This window comes from Paenibacillus sp. FSL R7-269, assembly GCF_000517865.1.
Classification (GTDB): Bacteria; Bacillota; Bacilli; order Paenibacillales; family Paenibacillaceae; genus Paenibacillus_AQ.
Map to the genome: position 1 here is coordinate 1 of NZ_ASPS01000020.1, position 15531 is coordinate 15531.

Annotated in this window: 11 protein-coding genes and 1 pseudogene; 4 read left to right on the forward strand and 8 right to left on the reverse strand. The window is 52.6% G+C overall.

What is annotated here, in order from left to right; translation table 11 throughout:
• Positions 1-255: pseudogene (locus tag C162_RS36345) on the forward strand (hypothetical protein); the annotation flags it as partial.
• Positions 252-1463, forward strand: coding sequence for an MFS transporter (locus tag C162_RS09400; RefSeq protein WP_036693829.1), 1212 nt, complete (start codon positions 252-254; stop codon positions 1461-1463). The pseudogene C162_RS36345 and the gene C162_RS09400, both read left to right, overlap by 4 nt.
• A 65-nt stretch (positions 1464-1528) precedes the next feature.
• Here the strand turns inward: C162_RS09400 and C162_RS09405 are convergent, their stop codons facing one another.
• Entirely contained in the window at positions 1529-1993 is a 465-nt protein-coding gene (locus tag C162_RS09405) for a phage tail protein (RefSeq protein WP_036693831.1), read from the reverse strand.
• A gap of 26 nt (positions 1994-2019) precedes the next feature.
• Positions 2020-2505 (reverse strand): GyrI-like domain-containing protein, encoded by a 486-nt coding sequence (locus C162_RS09410; RefSeq protein ID WP_036693833.1) that lies wholly within the window; start codon positions 2503-2505, stop codon positions 2020-2022.
• Between the two features lie 98 nt (positions 2506-2603).
• Between C162_RS09410 and C162_RS09415 the strand changes: the two genes are divergently transcribed.
• Complete coding sequence (locus C162_RS09415) at positions 2604-3566, forward strand: helix-turn-helix transcriptional regulator (RefSeq protein WP_036693834.1); 963 nt, start codon at positions 2604-2606, stop codon at positions 3564-3566.
• A gap of 171 nt (positions 3567-3737) precedes the next feature.
• Here the strand turns inward: C162_RS09415 and C162_RS34995 are convergent, their stop codons facing one another.
• Positions 3738-7274, reverse strand: a complete 3537-nt coding sequence (locus C162_RS34995) for a glycosyl hydrolase 53 family protein (protein WP_063829003.1) — start codon at positions 7272-7274, stop codon at positions 3738-3740.
• Positions 7275-7483: 209 nt separating this feature from the next.
• Between C162_RS34995 and C162_RS09425 the strand changes: the two genes are divergently transcribed.
• Entirely contained in the window at positions 7484-8659 is a 1176-nt protein-coding gene (locus C162_RS09425; protein WP_051493352.1) for a serine hydrolase domain-containing protein, read from the forward strand.
• 391 nt (positions 8660-9050) lie between these two features.
• On the opposite strand, the gene C162_RS09430 is transcribed toward C162_RS09425, so the two are convergent.
• From C162_RS09430 to C162_RS09450, 5 genes are all read right to left on the reverse strand, one after another.
• Complete coding sequence (locus C162_RS09430; protein ID WP_162174453.1) at positions 9051-9953, reverse strand: glycerophosphodiester phosphodiesterase family protein; 903 nt, start codon at positions 9951-9953, stop codon at positions 9051-9053.
• Positions 9954-10121: 168 nt separating this feature from the next.
• Positions 10122-10892 (reverse strand): endonuclease/exonuclease/phosphatase family protein, encoded by a 771-nt coding sequence (locus tag C162_RS09435; protein ID WP_051493354.1) that lies wholly within the window; start codon positions 10890-10892, stop codon positions 10122-10124.
• Between the two features lie 205 nt (positions 10893-11097).
• Positions 11098-12189: a PRK06851 family protein gene (locus tag C162_RS09440; protein ID WP_036693838.1), complete on the reverse strand. Its 1092-nt coding sequence runs from the start codon at positions 12187-12189 to the stop codon at positions 11098-11100.
• A gap of 216 nt (positions 12190-12405) precedes the next feature.
• On the reverse strand, positions 12406-13164 hold the full coding sequence (locus tag C162_RS09445; protein ID WP_036693839.1) for an ABC transporter ATP-binding protein: 759 nt from the start codon (positions 13162-13164) through the stop codon (positions 12406-12408).
• Between the two features lie 3 nt (positions 13165-13167).
• Positions 13168-15498 (reverse strand): ABC transporter permease, encoded by a 2331-nt coding sequence (locus tag C162_RS09450; RefSeq protein ID WP_036693841.1) that lies wholly within the window; start codon positions 15496-15498, stop codon positions 13168-13170.
• Positions 15499-15531 lie beyond the last annotated feature (33 nt).

The window sequence follows — 15531 nt, forward strand, 5'->3', positions numbered from 1 at the left end:
CTGGGCAGCTCCCCCCGCCATTCGCAGGCTTCGGCGCTGGAGAGCAACCATCCCGCTGTGCTGGATGTGCTGCAGACGTCTTATTATCACGATGTCGTGATGATGCGCATAGAGCAAGATTTCGCACCAGAGCTGGAGGCACGTTACGGCAAGAATTACTCCTTAATATTCCAGGAACACCCTGAGATGCGCGGGCGGAAGCCGGAACCCGCATCTGAACCCAATCCCGATCGCTTGGAGGATGACACCCATTGAACACACTAAATACATCGAATGCGAATACTCCACGCTCGTCTGTACTGCATAACCGCTCGTTCCTGCGTCTATGGATTGCGCGGATCTTCTCCACCAGCGCCTTCCAGATGCTGTCGGTGGCGATTGGCTGGCAGATGTATGCGCTGACCGGCAGCGCCTACCAGCTTGGACTGGTCGGGCTGGCCCAATTCCTGCCCATGCTGCTGCTGACATTGCCTGCCGGACAGACGGCAGACCGCTATGACCGCCGCACCATTGTGTTCCTATGCCAGCTTACGGAGTGCCTCATCGTGCTGCTGCTCGTCCTCGGCAGTATCGAAGGCTGGCTCAGCGCGGTCCACCTGCTTGTAGCCGCAGCAGTGCTTGGTGCGTGCCGCACCTTCGAGAGTCCGGCCTCGGCAGCGCTGGTGCCGGACATTGTGGATCGGGATCAGCTCCCGAAGGCAGCAGCCTGGTCCGCATCTGCTATGCAGACGGCGATGATCGTCGGCCCGTCCCTCGGGGGTGTCCTCGTGGTCTGGGGTACGGCTGCCGCCTACATCGCCTCGCTTGCCGCGCTGCTGGTATCTACGGTGCTGATTTTCTTCGTCAAGACTGTTCACTTCGTCAAAAAGCTGGACGCGGTCAGCATGGACACCTTCCTCAGCGGCCTGCGGTTTGTCTTCGCCCGCAAGATTATCCTGGGTACGATCTCGCTGGACTTGTTCGCTGTACTGCTTGGCGGGGCCACGGCACTGTTGCCAATCTTCGCCGAAGATATTCTGAAGACCGGCTCACTCGGTCTTGGCTTGCTGCGTTCCGCCCCGGCGGTGGGCGCGATCATCGTCTCGCTTATCCTGACCCGCTATTCGGTGGAACGGGCCATCGGCCGGATGCTGTTCGGCATCTCCCACAGCTTCTGGCTGTCCCTGTTCGCGCTGGTTCTGATCGGCGGCTCGGATGTCGTGAGTGTCGTTATCCGCTCGACACTGGTGCAAGTCAACACGCCGCAGGAGATGCAGGGCCGGGTGAATGCAGTGAATTCGTTATTCATCGGTACCTCGAACCAGCTTGGCGAATTCGAGTCCGGGACTATGGCCGGTCTGGTAGGGGCCGTACCTGCAACCGTGATCGGCGGAGTTGGCACCTTGATTATTACCGTGCTCTGGATGTACCGGTTCTTCCCGGTCCTCCGTACCCAGAAGACGTATACAGCGGAGGAGATTTGAACGGCCATAAGGGGCTGCCAGTCGGCAGCCCCTCTTTTTGAACTTATATGGTTTGGGGATTTTTATTAATACTCTCCCTTAATCACAAAAAACGATCCCCGGATTGTTCCGGCCAGCTTCGACTTCTGCCGTGCGAACTTGAACTTGTCCTCCAGCTCCTTCGGAATCTCCATCCCCTCTGAGAGCTTGAAGCCGACCGCCCGCTTCTTGGAGTCAACCACTGTGTACATGACGTTAAGCGCAAGACCATCCTCATAGAAAACGTAGGCGAACCGTATGTTCTCCACCTGGAACTGTGAGGTTTGGAGTGGCTTGGCAGCAAACTCAAGGCCCCGCTCCTTGCTCAGAATCCCGTTCACGTAATCCAGCGTCTCCTGGCTCTCACTGGCCGGAACGACTGTGAATTCATGTTTATACTTGTTCATGAAATAACGCGCTTCATTCGCACGTAGTCCCGCCAACGCCTCAGCAACGGGCGACGACTCCAGACCTTGTACAGACACCTCTTTGAAATCAACGGTATATGCCATAGTTAGTTATCCTCCATTACATTACTTTAGTTTCTGACGACAGGAATCCACATTTCACCATACAGCGAGCCGTCCCGGCTGCCCATCTCCACAGCCGTATTCGGCCCGCCCACGTAGGCGTATCCTTCAGCTTGCGGCAAAGCTTGTCCGAAGGCCAGGCCCGTCACGGTATTGCTTAATTCCTCCGTTGTCGCTCCTTCGCCTGCCACTACGAGATATTCCCCCTTCGGGAATTGAATCACCCGTGCTTCCTGCGGAATCTGTGCTTCTGCACCTGCCATTACCCCGGCATAATGCATCATTTTGCCGTTCACCGCTTCGTTCACCACAAACACATAATCATTCGCCGCAATCCCTTTTAACAAGTCGAGCCTGCCATCTTCACTGACCGCCTGCCAAAAATCCATCTTCTCCTTATAAATCCCGGCATAGTCCGTGTAGTCACTCTTAAGATCAACGCCCAGACCAATCACGATAAAGCTGTCTTTCTCTTCGATAGTATACCCTGCCATTGTCATATCCCGCCTTTGTTCATGATTTGTGTTCCTCACCTGCTATGTATATGATAACCTTAAATCATGTCAAAAAATGAACCTGTTTAGGAGCCGCAATGAAAAAAATAGAACGCATCAACATCATCATGCGGTACATTAACAATCGTGCCCATTTTACGCTGACGGAAATCATGCGGGAATTCAATATTTCGCGTTCGACCGCCCAGCGGGATATCCGGGAGATTGAGGCGCTTGGAATGCCGCTGGTTGCTGAGGTGGGCCGGGATGGCGGGTATTCCGTTATGCGTAACTCTATCCTTCCGGTGGTCCGGTTCACGGATAACGAGGTCAAAGCGCTGTTCATTGCCTTCATGGCGACAAGAAACGGCCAACTTCCTTATCTAAAGAGCCGCCAGTCGCTGACGGAGAAATTACTGGGGCTCATCTCGGAGAATCAGCAGGAGGAGCTTGTTCTTCTCAATCAGATCCTGCTGTTCGAGGGTACCTACCCGGGCAATCCTGATCTGCTGGATCTGTCCGATCTCCCCCACCCTATGCTGGACAAGCTGATCCGGCTCCTGCTGGCGGACCGCTATCTGTTAATCACCTGCCGGGAAGACCAGAAGGATATCTCTTATGTTGTGTATCTTTTACGTCTCTACCAGGAGAAAAGCCTGTGGCTCATCGAGTGCTTCGACCTGGACGCCTCCAGGAAACGGATCATCCCGGTTGATCAGCTTACGGATGTCATCCCCTCACCGGAACCCAAGAGACTGAGCACCAAAAAAATTCAGGAGAAGCTGAGCAAGCAGCAGGTGAAAAACAACCTTGTCCTGGAGCTAGGTCCCCGTGCCATTGCCCAATACCGGAAATATCACCCGTTCAGGGTGGCACTGTCCTATACTAACCCCTACCAAACTACCGCTATCCTGAAAATGGAGGTCGAGGTCAACCGCACGGAGGAGCTGAAGGAAGTCACGAATTGGCTGTTGTTCCTGGGCGATGACCTTACGATGAAGGAAGTTCCGGATGAAGTTAGAGCGGAACTGCGAGCTAGAACCGGCCTGTTTCACACCTAGGGTGCACGATGCAATCTCCTCTCGCTCCTTGTGCCTTCGCCGCCGTCCAATGTGATCGGTTTTCACATACATTCCACTCCCCCTTTCGCAACCGCATTTTCCTATACCGTAAAAAAGAGCAGCGCCCCCTTTACAGGAAAATCGCTGCTCTACTTCTACTTATTCTCTTGCTTACAGATTAAGCAGCAAGCTCAATACCTTCGCACATTCTGCACGCGTCGCATTGGCCTGGGGCTTAAGGAATCCGTCTGGAGTACCTGTAATGATGCCCAGTGAACCGGCGGCACTCACGGCCTCCTTAGCCCAGCGGTCAATCTGTTCGGCATCGGCAAAAGCTGGCAAAGAATCCGCCGGAGCCGGACTTCCCGAACGTAATTCGTAGGCTCTCACAAACAGCGCGGCCATCTCTTGCCGCGTAATACGCGACTCGGGTGCGAACTTGCCGGTAGCGTCCCCTTTGACGATTCCGGCTGCAAAAGCGGCGGCCACATCGCCTGAATACCACTTGCTGCTGTCTACGTCAGCGAACGAACTCATGCCTTCTGCTTTTAGCCCAAGGGCACGGACAAGCATCGTAACGAATTCGGCACGGGTCACTTCTCTCTTCGGCGCGAAGCGGCCTTCCCGGTCGCCCTCGATAATATGCTTGGCTGCCATTTCTTTAATGACGGAGTAGGCCCAGTCTGCCGGACTCACATCTGCAAAGCTCTTGTCATACTCCAGCAAAGCATAATTGCCGGATTGCCGTACCTGTGAAGTCAATACGGACTGTTCCGTGGTTCCGCCTACATATTTTAGCGTCCCATCGTCTGCTACTGCATACACACCAGCCAGCTTCGGATTGCCGTTCGCCTGAAGCTTCAGGCGAAGCTTGACAGGCTCGGTGAAGGAGGCCAGCGGAGTCTTAACTCCCTGCTGATTCAGCACAGACAGATTCAGATTGAACATTTCTCCGGCTGTTCTCAGTTCAGCCTCATTCTTGGTTTTCGCCTGCAGAGTCCAGGCTGCCTTTTGCTCCGCAGACCATGGAGTTAATCCGACGGAGATCATGCTGCCTTTCGCTGAGCTTCCTGCCAACGCTTGAAGCTGCTGAACAACCTTACCTGGAATCTCGGCTGTCACCGTCTTGCCTTCCACCTTCAGCGCAGCAATTCCCTTAAGCGCCGCAGCGTCAGCTGGAATTCTTACTACGCTCTGCCCTTCAGCCATTGGAATCACAATCTGGTTCTGTGCATTCACCTTCGGCTCCGTTACAGTCAGAATCTCCGGCTGCGGTGTGGCTGGCGGTGTAGCTGACGCTTGTGCTGTTGCCAGCGGAGCTGTCCAGCCTGAACCGTAGCCCGTTCCTGGTGCTGCAGTCGGGCTTGGTGCCGGACTGGCTTCCGCACTTGGTGCAGGATTCTCTTCCGGAGGCGTTACTGGCTCCGTTACTGGAGGTGTCACCGGCTCTGTGACCGGGGGTGTTCCCGGCTCTGTTGTTGGAGGCGTTTCCGGCTCTGTTGTTGGAGGTGTTCCCGGTTCACTTGGAACCTCAGGTGCAGTTGTGCTATTACGCACGAAGGTCACCTCTTGCAGATAGCCGTAATGATTGTCTGAGTCCGTGATGACTTTGAAGCCAAGCGATGCGCTGCCGTCTTCCCCTATGTGCACATGCTTTAGCGTCAGAGTCCGGGGCTTCAGCCAGGCGCTGCCTGAATAGGTAACCGGCACCGAATACGTCTGTCCCTCAGAGATCACATACATCACCGAGCCTGGAGAAGGCTCGCCCTTGTCCCCGAAGATTTTGGCCTGGAGGGTATAGGTTCCCGGCTCCAGTCCGTTAATTTCATGAGTAAGGTTGAAGTTAACCGGCTTGTCATCCCCATAATCGAAGCCGCCTGAAGCATTGCTGTCTCCGAAGGTAGCGGGCTTGGTGCCGCTCAGATACCAGTCGGACTTAGCGCCGTTCACCGTGAGATTATTGGTGCTGACGGCTCCGGCTTTTTTGATCAGCTTGAAGTCATCAATATTCCCCCACTTGTCTCCCGCGTATTTCAGATTAGCGCCTAGTGTCAGCGTTCCATCTGTAACCTCAACGGTATCAATGGTTGGATTACTCCATTGCTGCCAGCCTGTGTTGACGAACGCCTGCTTCTGATTGCCTGCAAAAATCTCAGCCGTCTCTTCCCCGCCGCCGCCAGAGACCCAAGCGGATAACTGATAGGTACCATTCTCAAGTCCGGTGACCGTCTGGGAGACTTGGAATTCCGCAGCCCCTGAGCTCCAGTAGTGCAGTGCAGCCGAACCGGAATGGGCATCCGACTCCACATTGACCGCCGCGCTATCGCCGCTTACGCTCCAGCCATTCAGTCCGTCCTCGAAGCCTGGATTCTGAATGAAGCTGGTGCTTGGCGAGACTGTGATCTCAGTTGAATCTGTAAATCCGCCGTCATACGTAACCGCTGTTACGGTAGAGGTCCCGGCAGCAAGCCCGGAGATCGTCCCTTTATATTTGTCTACCTTGACAATGGCTTCATCAGAGCTGGTGAAGGTCAGCCCCTTATAGGTTGCATTTCCCGGGCTGATCGTTGCCTTGACGCTGCCGGTTCCGCCTACTTCAAGGATAGCGGCCTGCTTCTCTACTTTTACCGACTGAACCGGCACCCGGTTGATTGCAGAAGCACCTTCAATAAAAGCATCCATCGCGAAGGAAGGCTTTCCGTCCGGATTCCAGGCAGACAGCCCATAGCCGAAATAGACTCCCTCCGGTGCCCAATAGAACACGCCTGTTCCCTTGCCGCCAGGTACGGCCTTCACGCCGTTCTGCACAGCAACCAGCATGTTATACACATTATCTACATTCTTGCTGACATCGCCGCCGACCTCGACGACCATAACCTCCTTGCCATATTTTGCAGCCAGAAGATTCATGTTGGAGGATAGTTCATTAATAGAAGAAGTGTAGATAGAATCCGGGTAATAGGATAACCCGATGATGTCATAATCGCTGTCCTTAAGCCCTGCTTCGACCAGACCAGCATAGAAAGGATCTACACCGCTATCTGCTCCGTTGGCTCTGTGGATAATGATTTTGGTCTCAGGAAAAACAGCCTTGGCCGCATGTGATCCTGCCTGGATCAATTCTACCAGATTCGCTGTATTACTATAGCTGCCCAGCGGATGCATCATCCCGTTATTAATCTCATTCCCAATCTGCACCCACTCGGGGGTTACCCCCGCAGTCTTCAGCGCTTGCATCACCTCTGTGGTGTACTCTGAGACATGTGCTTTAAGCTGCTCCAGGTTATCACTGGCCCAGGCAGCCGGAGTAACCTGCTTCCCGGGATCGGCCCAGGAATCACTGTAGTGCAGATCAACCATCACCCGGAAGCCGAGAGCGCTTACACGCGAGGCCAGCTGAACCATCTCTTCGGTGCTGTTATGCCCGTTAATCGGATCATCGGATGGATCGACGAAGGCCCGGAGGCGTATGGAATCAATGCCGTGATCCTTCAGAATCTGAAGCAGGTCCGCTTCGTCTCCCTGATCGTTATAGAATTTGTGGCCCTCAGCTTCCATTTGCGGCAGCCAGCTGACATCTGCGCCCTTGGCGAAGGATTGCGGAATAGGAACCGCTCCAGCTTGTGCCGGTAATCCAAGTGCAGTCAGCGACATGATTAACATTGTAAAAGTAAGAACCGCCGCAAGCCATCTTGTTCTCTGTTTCAATATATTACCTCCCTGTGATAGTCTCTCTGTTAGTATAGATGACCAGGAAGGTAACATTGAATTAAGCGAAGCAACGAAAACCTATACTAATTCAATTTTTTCACTGAAATGCGCTTACATTTCACTCTGAAAGACGTATAATATTCTCTATGTGAAATGCAATTCACCCTGGAATATAGATAACGGATTATACCAAAGGAGACCTAGAGATGCTGGATTCAAACACTACCCGTCTAATCACCAAAGCGATAAGCGCAAGTATTGCCAATAAGGAAATTGCCGGTGCGAACTTCATGGCGATTCAGGACGGACAAGAAAGCTGGTATCACGAAGACGGCTTTGCCGATATTGAAGCTGGACGCAAGATGTCCAGAGATTCGATCTTCCGCCTATACTCGATGACGAAGCCGGTTACGGCCGCAGCCGTTATGCTGCTCCTGGAGCGCGGGGAGATCGACCTGTTCGATCCGGTCAGCCAGTACATACCTGGATTCAAGAATCAGAAGGTGGGAAAGAACGGCGAGCTTGTGCCCGTAACTCGTGAGGTTGATATTAACGATCTGCTGAACATGACCTCCGGTCTGGTCTACGGCGGAGAAGACTTGGCGGGTCAGTATACGGAGTCGTTGTACCAGGAACTGAACAGCCGCCTGCTTGGCACGAACCCGATGAGTACCCTGGAATTCGCTAACCGGCTGGGTGAGGGTCCGCTGGCCTTCGAACCGGGATCATCCTGGCAGTATGGAACCTCTGTGGATGTCCTCGGTGCATTAGTTGAAGTCGTCAGCGGCAAGCGTTACGGCGAATTCCTGCAGCAGGAGATCTTCGGTCCGCTGCAAATGAACGACACCGGCTTTTGGCTGCCAGAAGATAAGAGAAACCGGCTAGCCTCTGTCTACCAGGATGATGGTGCAGGCGGATTGACACCGTTCTCGGAGAGTCCTCTGGGCGTTAACCATCATATGAACCGGGAGGCAGCTTATGAGGCAGGCGGAGCCGGGCTGGTCTCGACCATTGAGGATGCTGCCAAATTCACCACCATGCTGATGAATCAGGGCAGCTTGAACGGGGTGCAGCTGCTGAAGCCCCGCACCGTTCAGTTTATGACTTCGGCCAGCTTGACCAGCCCGCAGCAGCAAGGCTTCAACCCCTGGCATTCGCTGCAAGGCTACAGCTACGGCAATCAGATGCGCATCCTGACCAATCCGGGTCAAGCCGGAGGACTCGGCAGCCTGGGAGAATACGGCTGGGACGGCTGGCTGGGAGCTTATTTTGCCAATTGTCCGCTGGAACGTCTGACCCTCCTGTTCATGATCCAGAAGAAGGATTCCGGCACGATGCCGATTACACGCAAGCTGCGGAATATCGTATTAAGCGCACTTTAAGCGACGAGGCTGTATGGATTTACTGAATTTGAGGAGCTGCCATTAGGAGCCGCCAGAAACAGGTGGATTTTCTCCACTTGCTCATGAACAGAACTATCCTCTCCAGGGGACAGTTGGAAAAAGGGCACTTAATATACTACGGAGAGTTCAGAATAAAGGGTATGCACCAAATTAGATGGCTTTTTTCCACCTAATGACCTCGGATGCTCTAAAACGTCCAAATTAAGTTGCGTTTTTCCAACTAAATGTGACAGTGTATGAAGTTCTAGGGCACAACGTTAAGGGTCCAGTTCATATCCGGCTATCGGACAAGAACTGGACCCTTTTTCTGAACTTTTTTTCTGGACCCTTTTATAGTAAATGAGTGACTCCGTCTCTTCATCCTCCCCGCCTACCATTTGGCATTTGCCCTATTGGTGGCAATCACTTCAAGGAAGCGGTCGGGATAGTTCGTGTGCACTCCGTCTACTCCCCAGGAGTAGGCTTTATCCATATTGAGCTGGTAGTTCACCGTATACGGGATAATCTTCAGTCCGGCCCTTTTCACCTGGGCTACATAAGCTGCGCTGATTCCCTGGAAATTGGGGCTGATGCCTACGGCATAGGTCTTTACGGTATCCAGATAGGACTGGGTCACCCTCGTAGCCGCATAATCATTCCATACCAGCTGATATAGCGGAATATCCGGGTTGATCGCATGAAGCTTCCGCAGACTGGCTGCGCTGAAGGAGTGAACGGATACCCTTTTGGCAAGATCATATTTCACAACCGTTTCATTCAGGATCGCTTCGATCCCGAACTTCGGGGCAGGCTCCTTGATTTCGATCACATAGCTTATGTCCTTGCCGAACATCTCGAATACTTCTGCAAGCGTGGGGATGGTAAGCCCAATATAGAGATCTCTGGCGAACATCGGGTAGGCCTGATTGAACCATGAGCCTGCATCAAGCTGTTTGATCTGCTCCAGAGTCATATTCTTCACAAAGCCCTTACCGCTGGTGGTACGGTTAACCGTCTCATCATGAATCACGACAGGAATCAGGTCCTTGGTCAAATGGATATCGAGCTCAATCGAGTCCGCATCCATCTCACGCGCCAGCTCGAAGGCGGCAAGTGTGTTCTCAGGAGCATACCCGGACGCGCCGCGATGGGCAATCGTATAGACTTTGTCTGCTGGCTCGATAATCTCCTTCACCTTCACTCGTATGACCGGAGAATACGCATATAGCGTGGAGAACAAGGAAATACATAATACAATATGCACTCCGATAAAATAACCCTTATGTCTGAACATCCGCATCATGCTGCTGGCCCCATTTATGTGTGATAATAAGATACTCTATTCAGAATGGGATAGCCGTGACTCCTCAAAGTGCTTGGGCTTCCATCTTGAAGCTTATCTATCGTATCAGACATTTATCGCCTAAACAATCCATTGTGCCCATATCTCCCTGTCGCCCCGTTAGATTTCCAGAGTTGCTGTAACAGGATAATGATCCGAAGGGTATTTCCGGTCGAAGCTGTCCGTTACCGTCCGGCTCTTCAGTACCTTTACCTGCTTGTCCGTAAAAATATAATCGATCTCCTCAAGCTCATCCCACGGAATATCGTAGCGGAAACCGGTGAATGTACCCCAGGGGCCATAATGTGCATCAACTGCTCTGCGCGTATCGGTCAGCTGCGCTGTAATCTCCCGGTAGCACCGTTCGTCCGGTATGGCATTGAAATCCCCTGTCAGAACAACCGGGAGATTCCCGCCCTGAATACGAATCCAGTCCAGAATCATCAGCGCACCGCGGTATCTGGCTTCCTCACTGATATGGTCCAGATGGGTATTTACAAAGTGTATCCGGTTACCATTTCTTGTGTCCTGCAGCCTCACCCAGGTGCAGATTCGGTTGTAATCAGCGCCCCAGGACTTGGACGGAACCTCCGGCGTCTCCGACAGCCAGAAGGTGCCTCCGTCTTCCTTGGTGAATACTGATTTGTTATAAAAGACCGGACAGTGTTCACTTTCAGGATCATGATCACGGCTGATGCCTTCCACCTCATAATCCTCAAGTGCCGCCAAATCCCTGAGCTGATTGCCCCGCGCCTCCTGCAGTCCGAAAACGTCCCAGCGGTAATGCCTGATCAGGCGCAGCATATGCTCCTTGCGGAACGCCCAGCCGTTCTCTCCGTCTGACGGAATATCCAGGCGGATATTAAAGGAAGCCATTTCGTAAGTACTCATTGCTGTTCTCTCCTCCATAAATTGTAGTCGTTATAATTTCTCACACTGTTACATATTGAAGTCTATAATTCTTCTGGATGCTGCGCAACCGGTATTCCGGGCAGGAGGCACCGCACCCTTTATAAGCCGAACAAGGCTTACTCTACGGTTGGCGAATACCTCCGCTGAGTAAGCCCCACAAGGCTGGTTCAGATCATAGTAACTGCTAAGCCTGAATACTTGCCAGTACAGCAGAAATCCGGTTCCTGGCTGCATCCACCACGCTAAAATCCATTGCTGCGATATATATTTCCTTTAATTCATCCCGGTGCACCTTGGCCTCTGCCAGAGCGGCAATTGCCGTTTTCATTGTGGCCTTATATTGTGCGCCTATTTCCTCCAGCGGACCGGCGAGGCGCTCATCCGTTCCCGGTGCAACAACAGCTTCATACGTATCGATGATTACGTCTCCATCCCGCTCCGGGTAATATTCATGCGGGCTGGTGCTGTCAAAGACCGCAAAATCAAGCTCACGCACAATAACCATATCCAGACTGTGGGGATCAAATCCGCAATGATAGATTTCCGTATCAAAACCCCTCTTTTCCGCCTCAGCGGCGATTTTGCGGAGTATGGTAGATTTACCTGTTCCGGCCCGGCCTTTGAGGAAGAAGCGTCTGGCCAGCCCTTCGGTCAAATTAGGTACAAAGTCAACCGATCCCGCCGGCGTTGCTGCGCCCAGAAACCGGTGCTTCACTTCAGCACTTTTCTGAAGATTTGCTTCGCCAAACAACTGTTCCAGCATTAAGGCCGTTAATAGATCCGCCTGGCCGAAGTCCATATGCTCGAAGTAAATCTTTTCCCATTCGTCATGAATGCTCAGGGCCTCCGCAAATCTGCTGTACGCTGCCGCATAGGCAGCCGCAGCCTTCCGGTTCAGCTCCTCCATGATCTCCCTTTGGCCGTTAAGTGCCGCCGAGTCCCATGCTTCTCCCAGGTTCACGTATTCCCGAGCCGCTCCGGGAGCCTTGGGCTCAATCACATGGGGCGCCGTCCCGTCAACAATGCCCACGCCAAGCGCCGGAATAATGACCCCGTCAATGGAATCCTTATCAGATGAACAATGGATCAGTTCAATATCGTATCCCCGCTCTGCCCATTCCGTGCCGATTGCTCTCATCAGCGAGGATTTGCCGGTACCGGGACCGCCTTTCAAAATGAATATCCGCCGGAGTCCTTGAAGATTCGATTCGAATAAACTATAGAAGCCAAGAGCCGTATTGCCGTCTGCAAAATATCTTAAAATCCCCGCAGCCATACACCCACTTCCTTTCCCGTTGTCGCCTGGTAGGCTTATAACCATACAATATGCGTCAGGTATTTGTAAGGTTCCAGCAGCGGCGGAATTCCGTCCAAATATAAGATTTTATATGTTGCACACGATAAATCATCCTTCTATTTCTCGCTGAAACGGTACCGTCCTTTAATAGGACGGCAATGCCGTTTCCACTTGATTCCACGTGAAGATGCTAAACTAGACGGCCACATGCGCCATCCGGGCAAGCACCTTATCCCCTCTAGCTTGCAGATCCCCGCCGCTGAACTTTGCCAGTGTCAGACTGGAAACGATATGCCCGTCCCTCGTGAACAATACCCTGTCTGCTCTGGCGGCGACTTTCGCGTCATGGGTTACAAGCATAATGGCGGTTCCCGCTTGATTGATAGCTACCAGCAGCTCCATGATTTCCTCTGCGGCCTTCGAGTTCAGCGCACCGGTTGGCTCATCGGCAAACAGAATCTCCGGCGTATTGATCAGCGCACGGCAGATTCCGGCCCGCTGGAGCTGGCCGCCTGATACCTCCGTGGTATCCCTGTTTTCCAGCCCGGCAATGCCTGTCTGGATCATCAGGTGTCTCGCTTTTTGCGCGAGCTCCGCTGTGTTTCTCATGCCATCCTGTACAGCGGGAAGCAAGATATTATCCAGCAAGTTCAGGTTCCTCAGCATCGTAGGCGACTGAAAAATAAACCCCATCCGGGTCCGGCGAAGATCCGCAAGTATATTTTCCCGGAGACCGGATAATTCTGTATCGCCAAATTTGACCGATCCCTCAGTAATCTCATCCATGCCGCTGAGCGCGAACAGCAATGTGGTTTTGCCTGAGCCTGACGGTCCCATCACAGCAACAAATTCACCTTCAGTTATATCTACGTCTACTCCATTCAACACTGTGGCCTGTTCTATACCCTTACGGTAAGTTTTCACAATATGGGTACCTGTAATGATGCTTCTCATATGCTAAGCCTCCTTGATATGCCCGGCAATGGGTAAGGCCTGGATGCCGGAAATGCCTAACCTGGTAGCGGCAACAACACAGCCTGCAATCAGCAGGGGCGAAATGAAATAGACAAACCACGGATTTACCGCGAAATGGAAGGCTGCTGCGCCGAAGGAAGACACGATTGCCACCCCGGCAAGTTCCCCCAGCGTATTTGCCAAAAGCGTACCAGTGATGACACCCGGCACCAGCACAGTGATGGAACGCGAAAGATACTGCCTGCGAATATCCCTGCTAGTGAAGCCAATAGATTTCAATATTGCTATAGGATAACGATCCTTTGACACTAACATCATCATAAATAGCGTTGTTACCAGCAGTGTGAGCAGAGCAGTTGCCACAGTAGCGACAATGGATGCCTTTTGTATGGCCTTGCGCATAGGACCGAGCATCTGCCCGATGGTCTCGTCGATCCCGGTAATTTTGGCGGAGGGGAATTGTTCCCGGTACTGTGATATTGCTGCCTGAACACTCTGACGGTCACGGAACGTAACCGCAATCCCGATGCTAAGAATCTCCCCGTGATTCATATCAAAATTCACCTGTGCTGTACGCCCGCCGTTCGTAACATCGGAGTAAATTCCGCACACCTTCAGGTGCTTCTCCGTGCCGTCAACGATAACAACGAGTTCATCCCCAACATTCTGTTCAAGGTCTTCCGCATTCAGTACCGAGAGCGCGATCTCCGCTTCCTCTTGCGGCGCACGGCCTTTGGAGTACGTAATCGGAAAAGCGGAATAGTCCCCAAAGGTCACCCGCAGCTTCTCTAGCATTCCATCATCCGTTCTTCTCTCTAGCATCCGGCTGGTGAATAATGCATATTTCTCAACGTTCTTATCTTCATTCAGCCGAGCTGCAACCTCCTCAGCCTTCCCCTGAACATCCTCCACCTGTGTCCGCAGTACTCCAATATTCACGTCGCTGATGCCCATACCCATATTGGTGATGAAGCTGGGGGCAGAGATCGTACGGCTGATATTGTACGGCACAATCATAATGAATGAAGAGATGACCAGCACCATCGTCATGGTGACATACATCTTCTTACGGGATAGCACATCCTTGACGCCAAGAAAGATATTTCGGGTGAACAGCCTGTTGTGACTCAGCCGGAAGCTTCTGCCCGGTTTCGAGGATTCACGGGATGCGCCGAACCTCACCGCCTGCGCCGGGGAGATGTTACGGAAGCGCCGCAGCACACCATTCACATATATCATGACCACCACGAAGATGAGCACTGCCCCCGTAAGCCCGCAGAGCAACTCGGGGAACCAGCTCCCGCTATCGCCCATGTACAGATGTATATTTTGCATAAAAGGGATTTGGAGCGGCAGAGAAGCCAGGAAGCCCAGCATACAAGCTACACCCGTGATCGCGCCGTATTTCGCAAGGTACAGCTTCTTAATCTGTGATACCCGTAACCCGATGGCCTTCATTACGCCTATTTCCTTATAATCCTCTTCAATCGTTGCCAGTAGCGTAAAGCGGATGCACAAGAACGCCACGATGATGACCAGAATGCCGATCAACACCAGCACAGCAATCATAATGCCGTCCGTAATGCCGTTAATCATCTTCACTTGATTGTACGTGATCGCAGGCGGACCATTGGCCGGGAGTCCCGCATCCAAATACGCTGCCTCAAATGCCGGATAGTTAACCCCCTCGTACAGCCGGAATTCAATCAGGTGCTCCAATTGTCCGAACTCACGAACCCTCTCGAAATCCGTCTGGCTCACAAGGAACCGTTTGGAGCTTACCAGCGCCGCGTTCATGGTCGAATCCCGCAAAAAACCGGCAACGCGGAAGGAAATACCGTGGATCGTCACTGTATCTCCAAGTACTGCGTTCCCTTCCTGCCTGTAATAGACAGGGACATAGATTTCACCGTCAGCAGGATGAATCACCTTACCGTTTAAGTCCAGCAGGTAGTCGAACTTGTTGCCCTGTACGGAAAGACCGTTGTCTTGAATGCTTCCAGCAAGCGTATCGTTCCCGATCACAATCTCTGCACCCTCGATATTGAGGAACTCCTGCACCTGATATTCCTCAACACTTCCGTTCGTGTCCGCGAAGTGCCGCAACTGGTCCATATCAACATTGCCTGTATGCATCTGCATGAAATGGAGCGCCTTCGCCGATCGAAGCATGTTATCAATTGCGCCGGACAGATTCACTGTAAGCGATGCGGCGAGCGAGGTCAGCATGGCAGCAACGAGGATGAATGCCATAATCGTGCCGGTGATCAGCTTGCTTTTGCGCAGATCGTTTTTAATAATTTGTAAATACATGTCACTCCTCCGTCTATTTGTGTCCTTACAGAT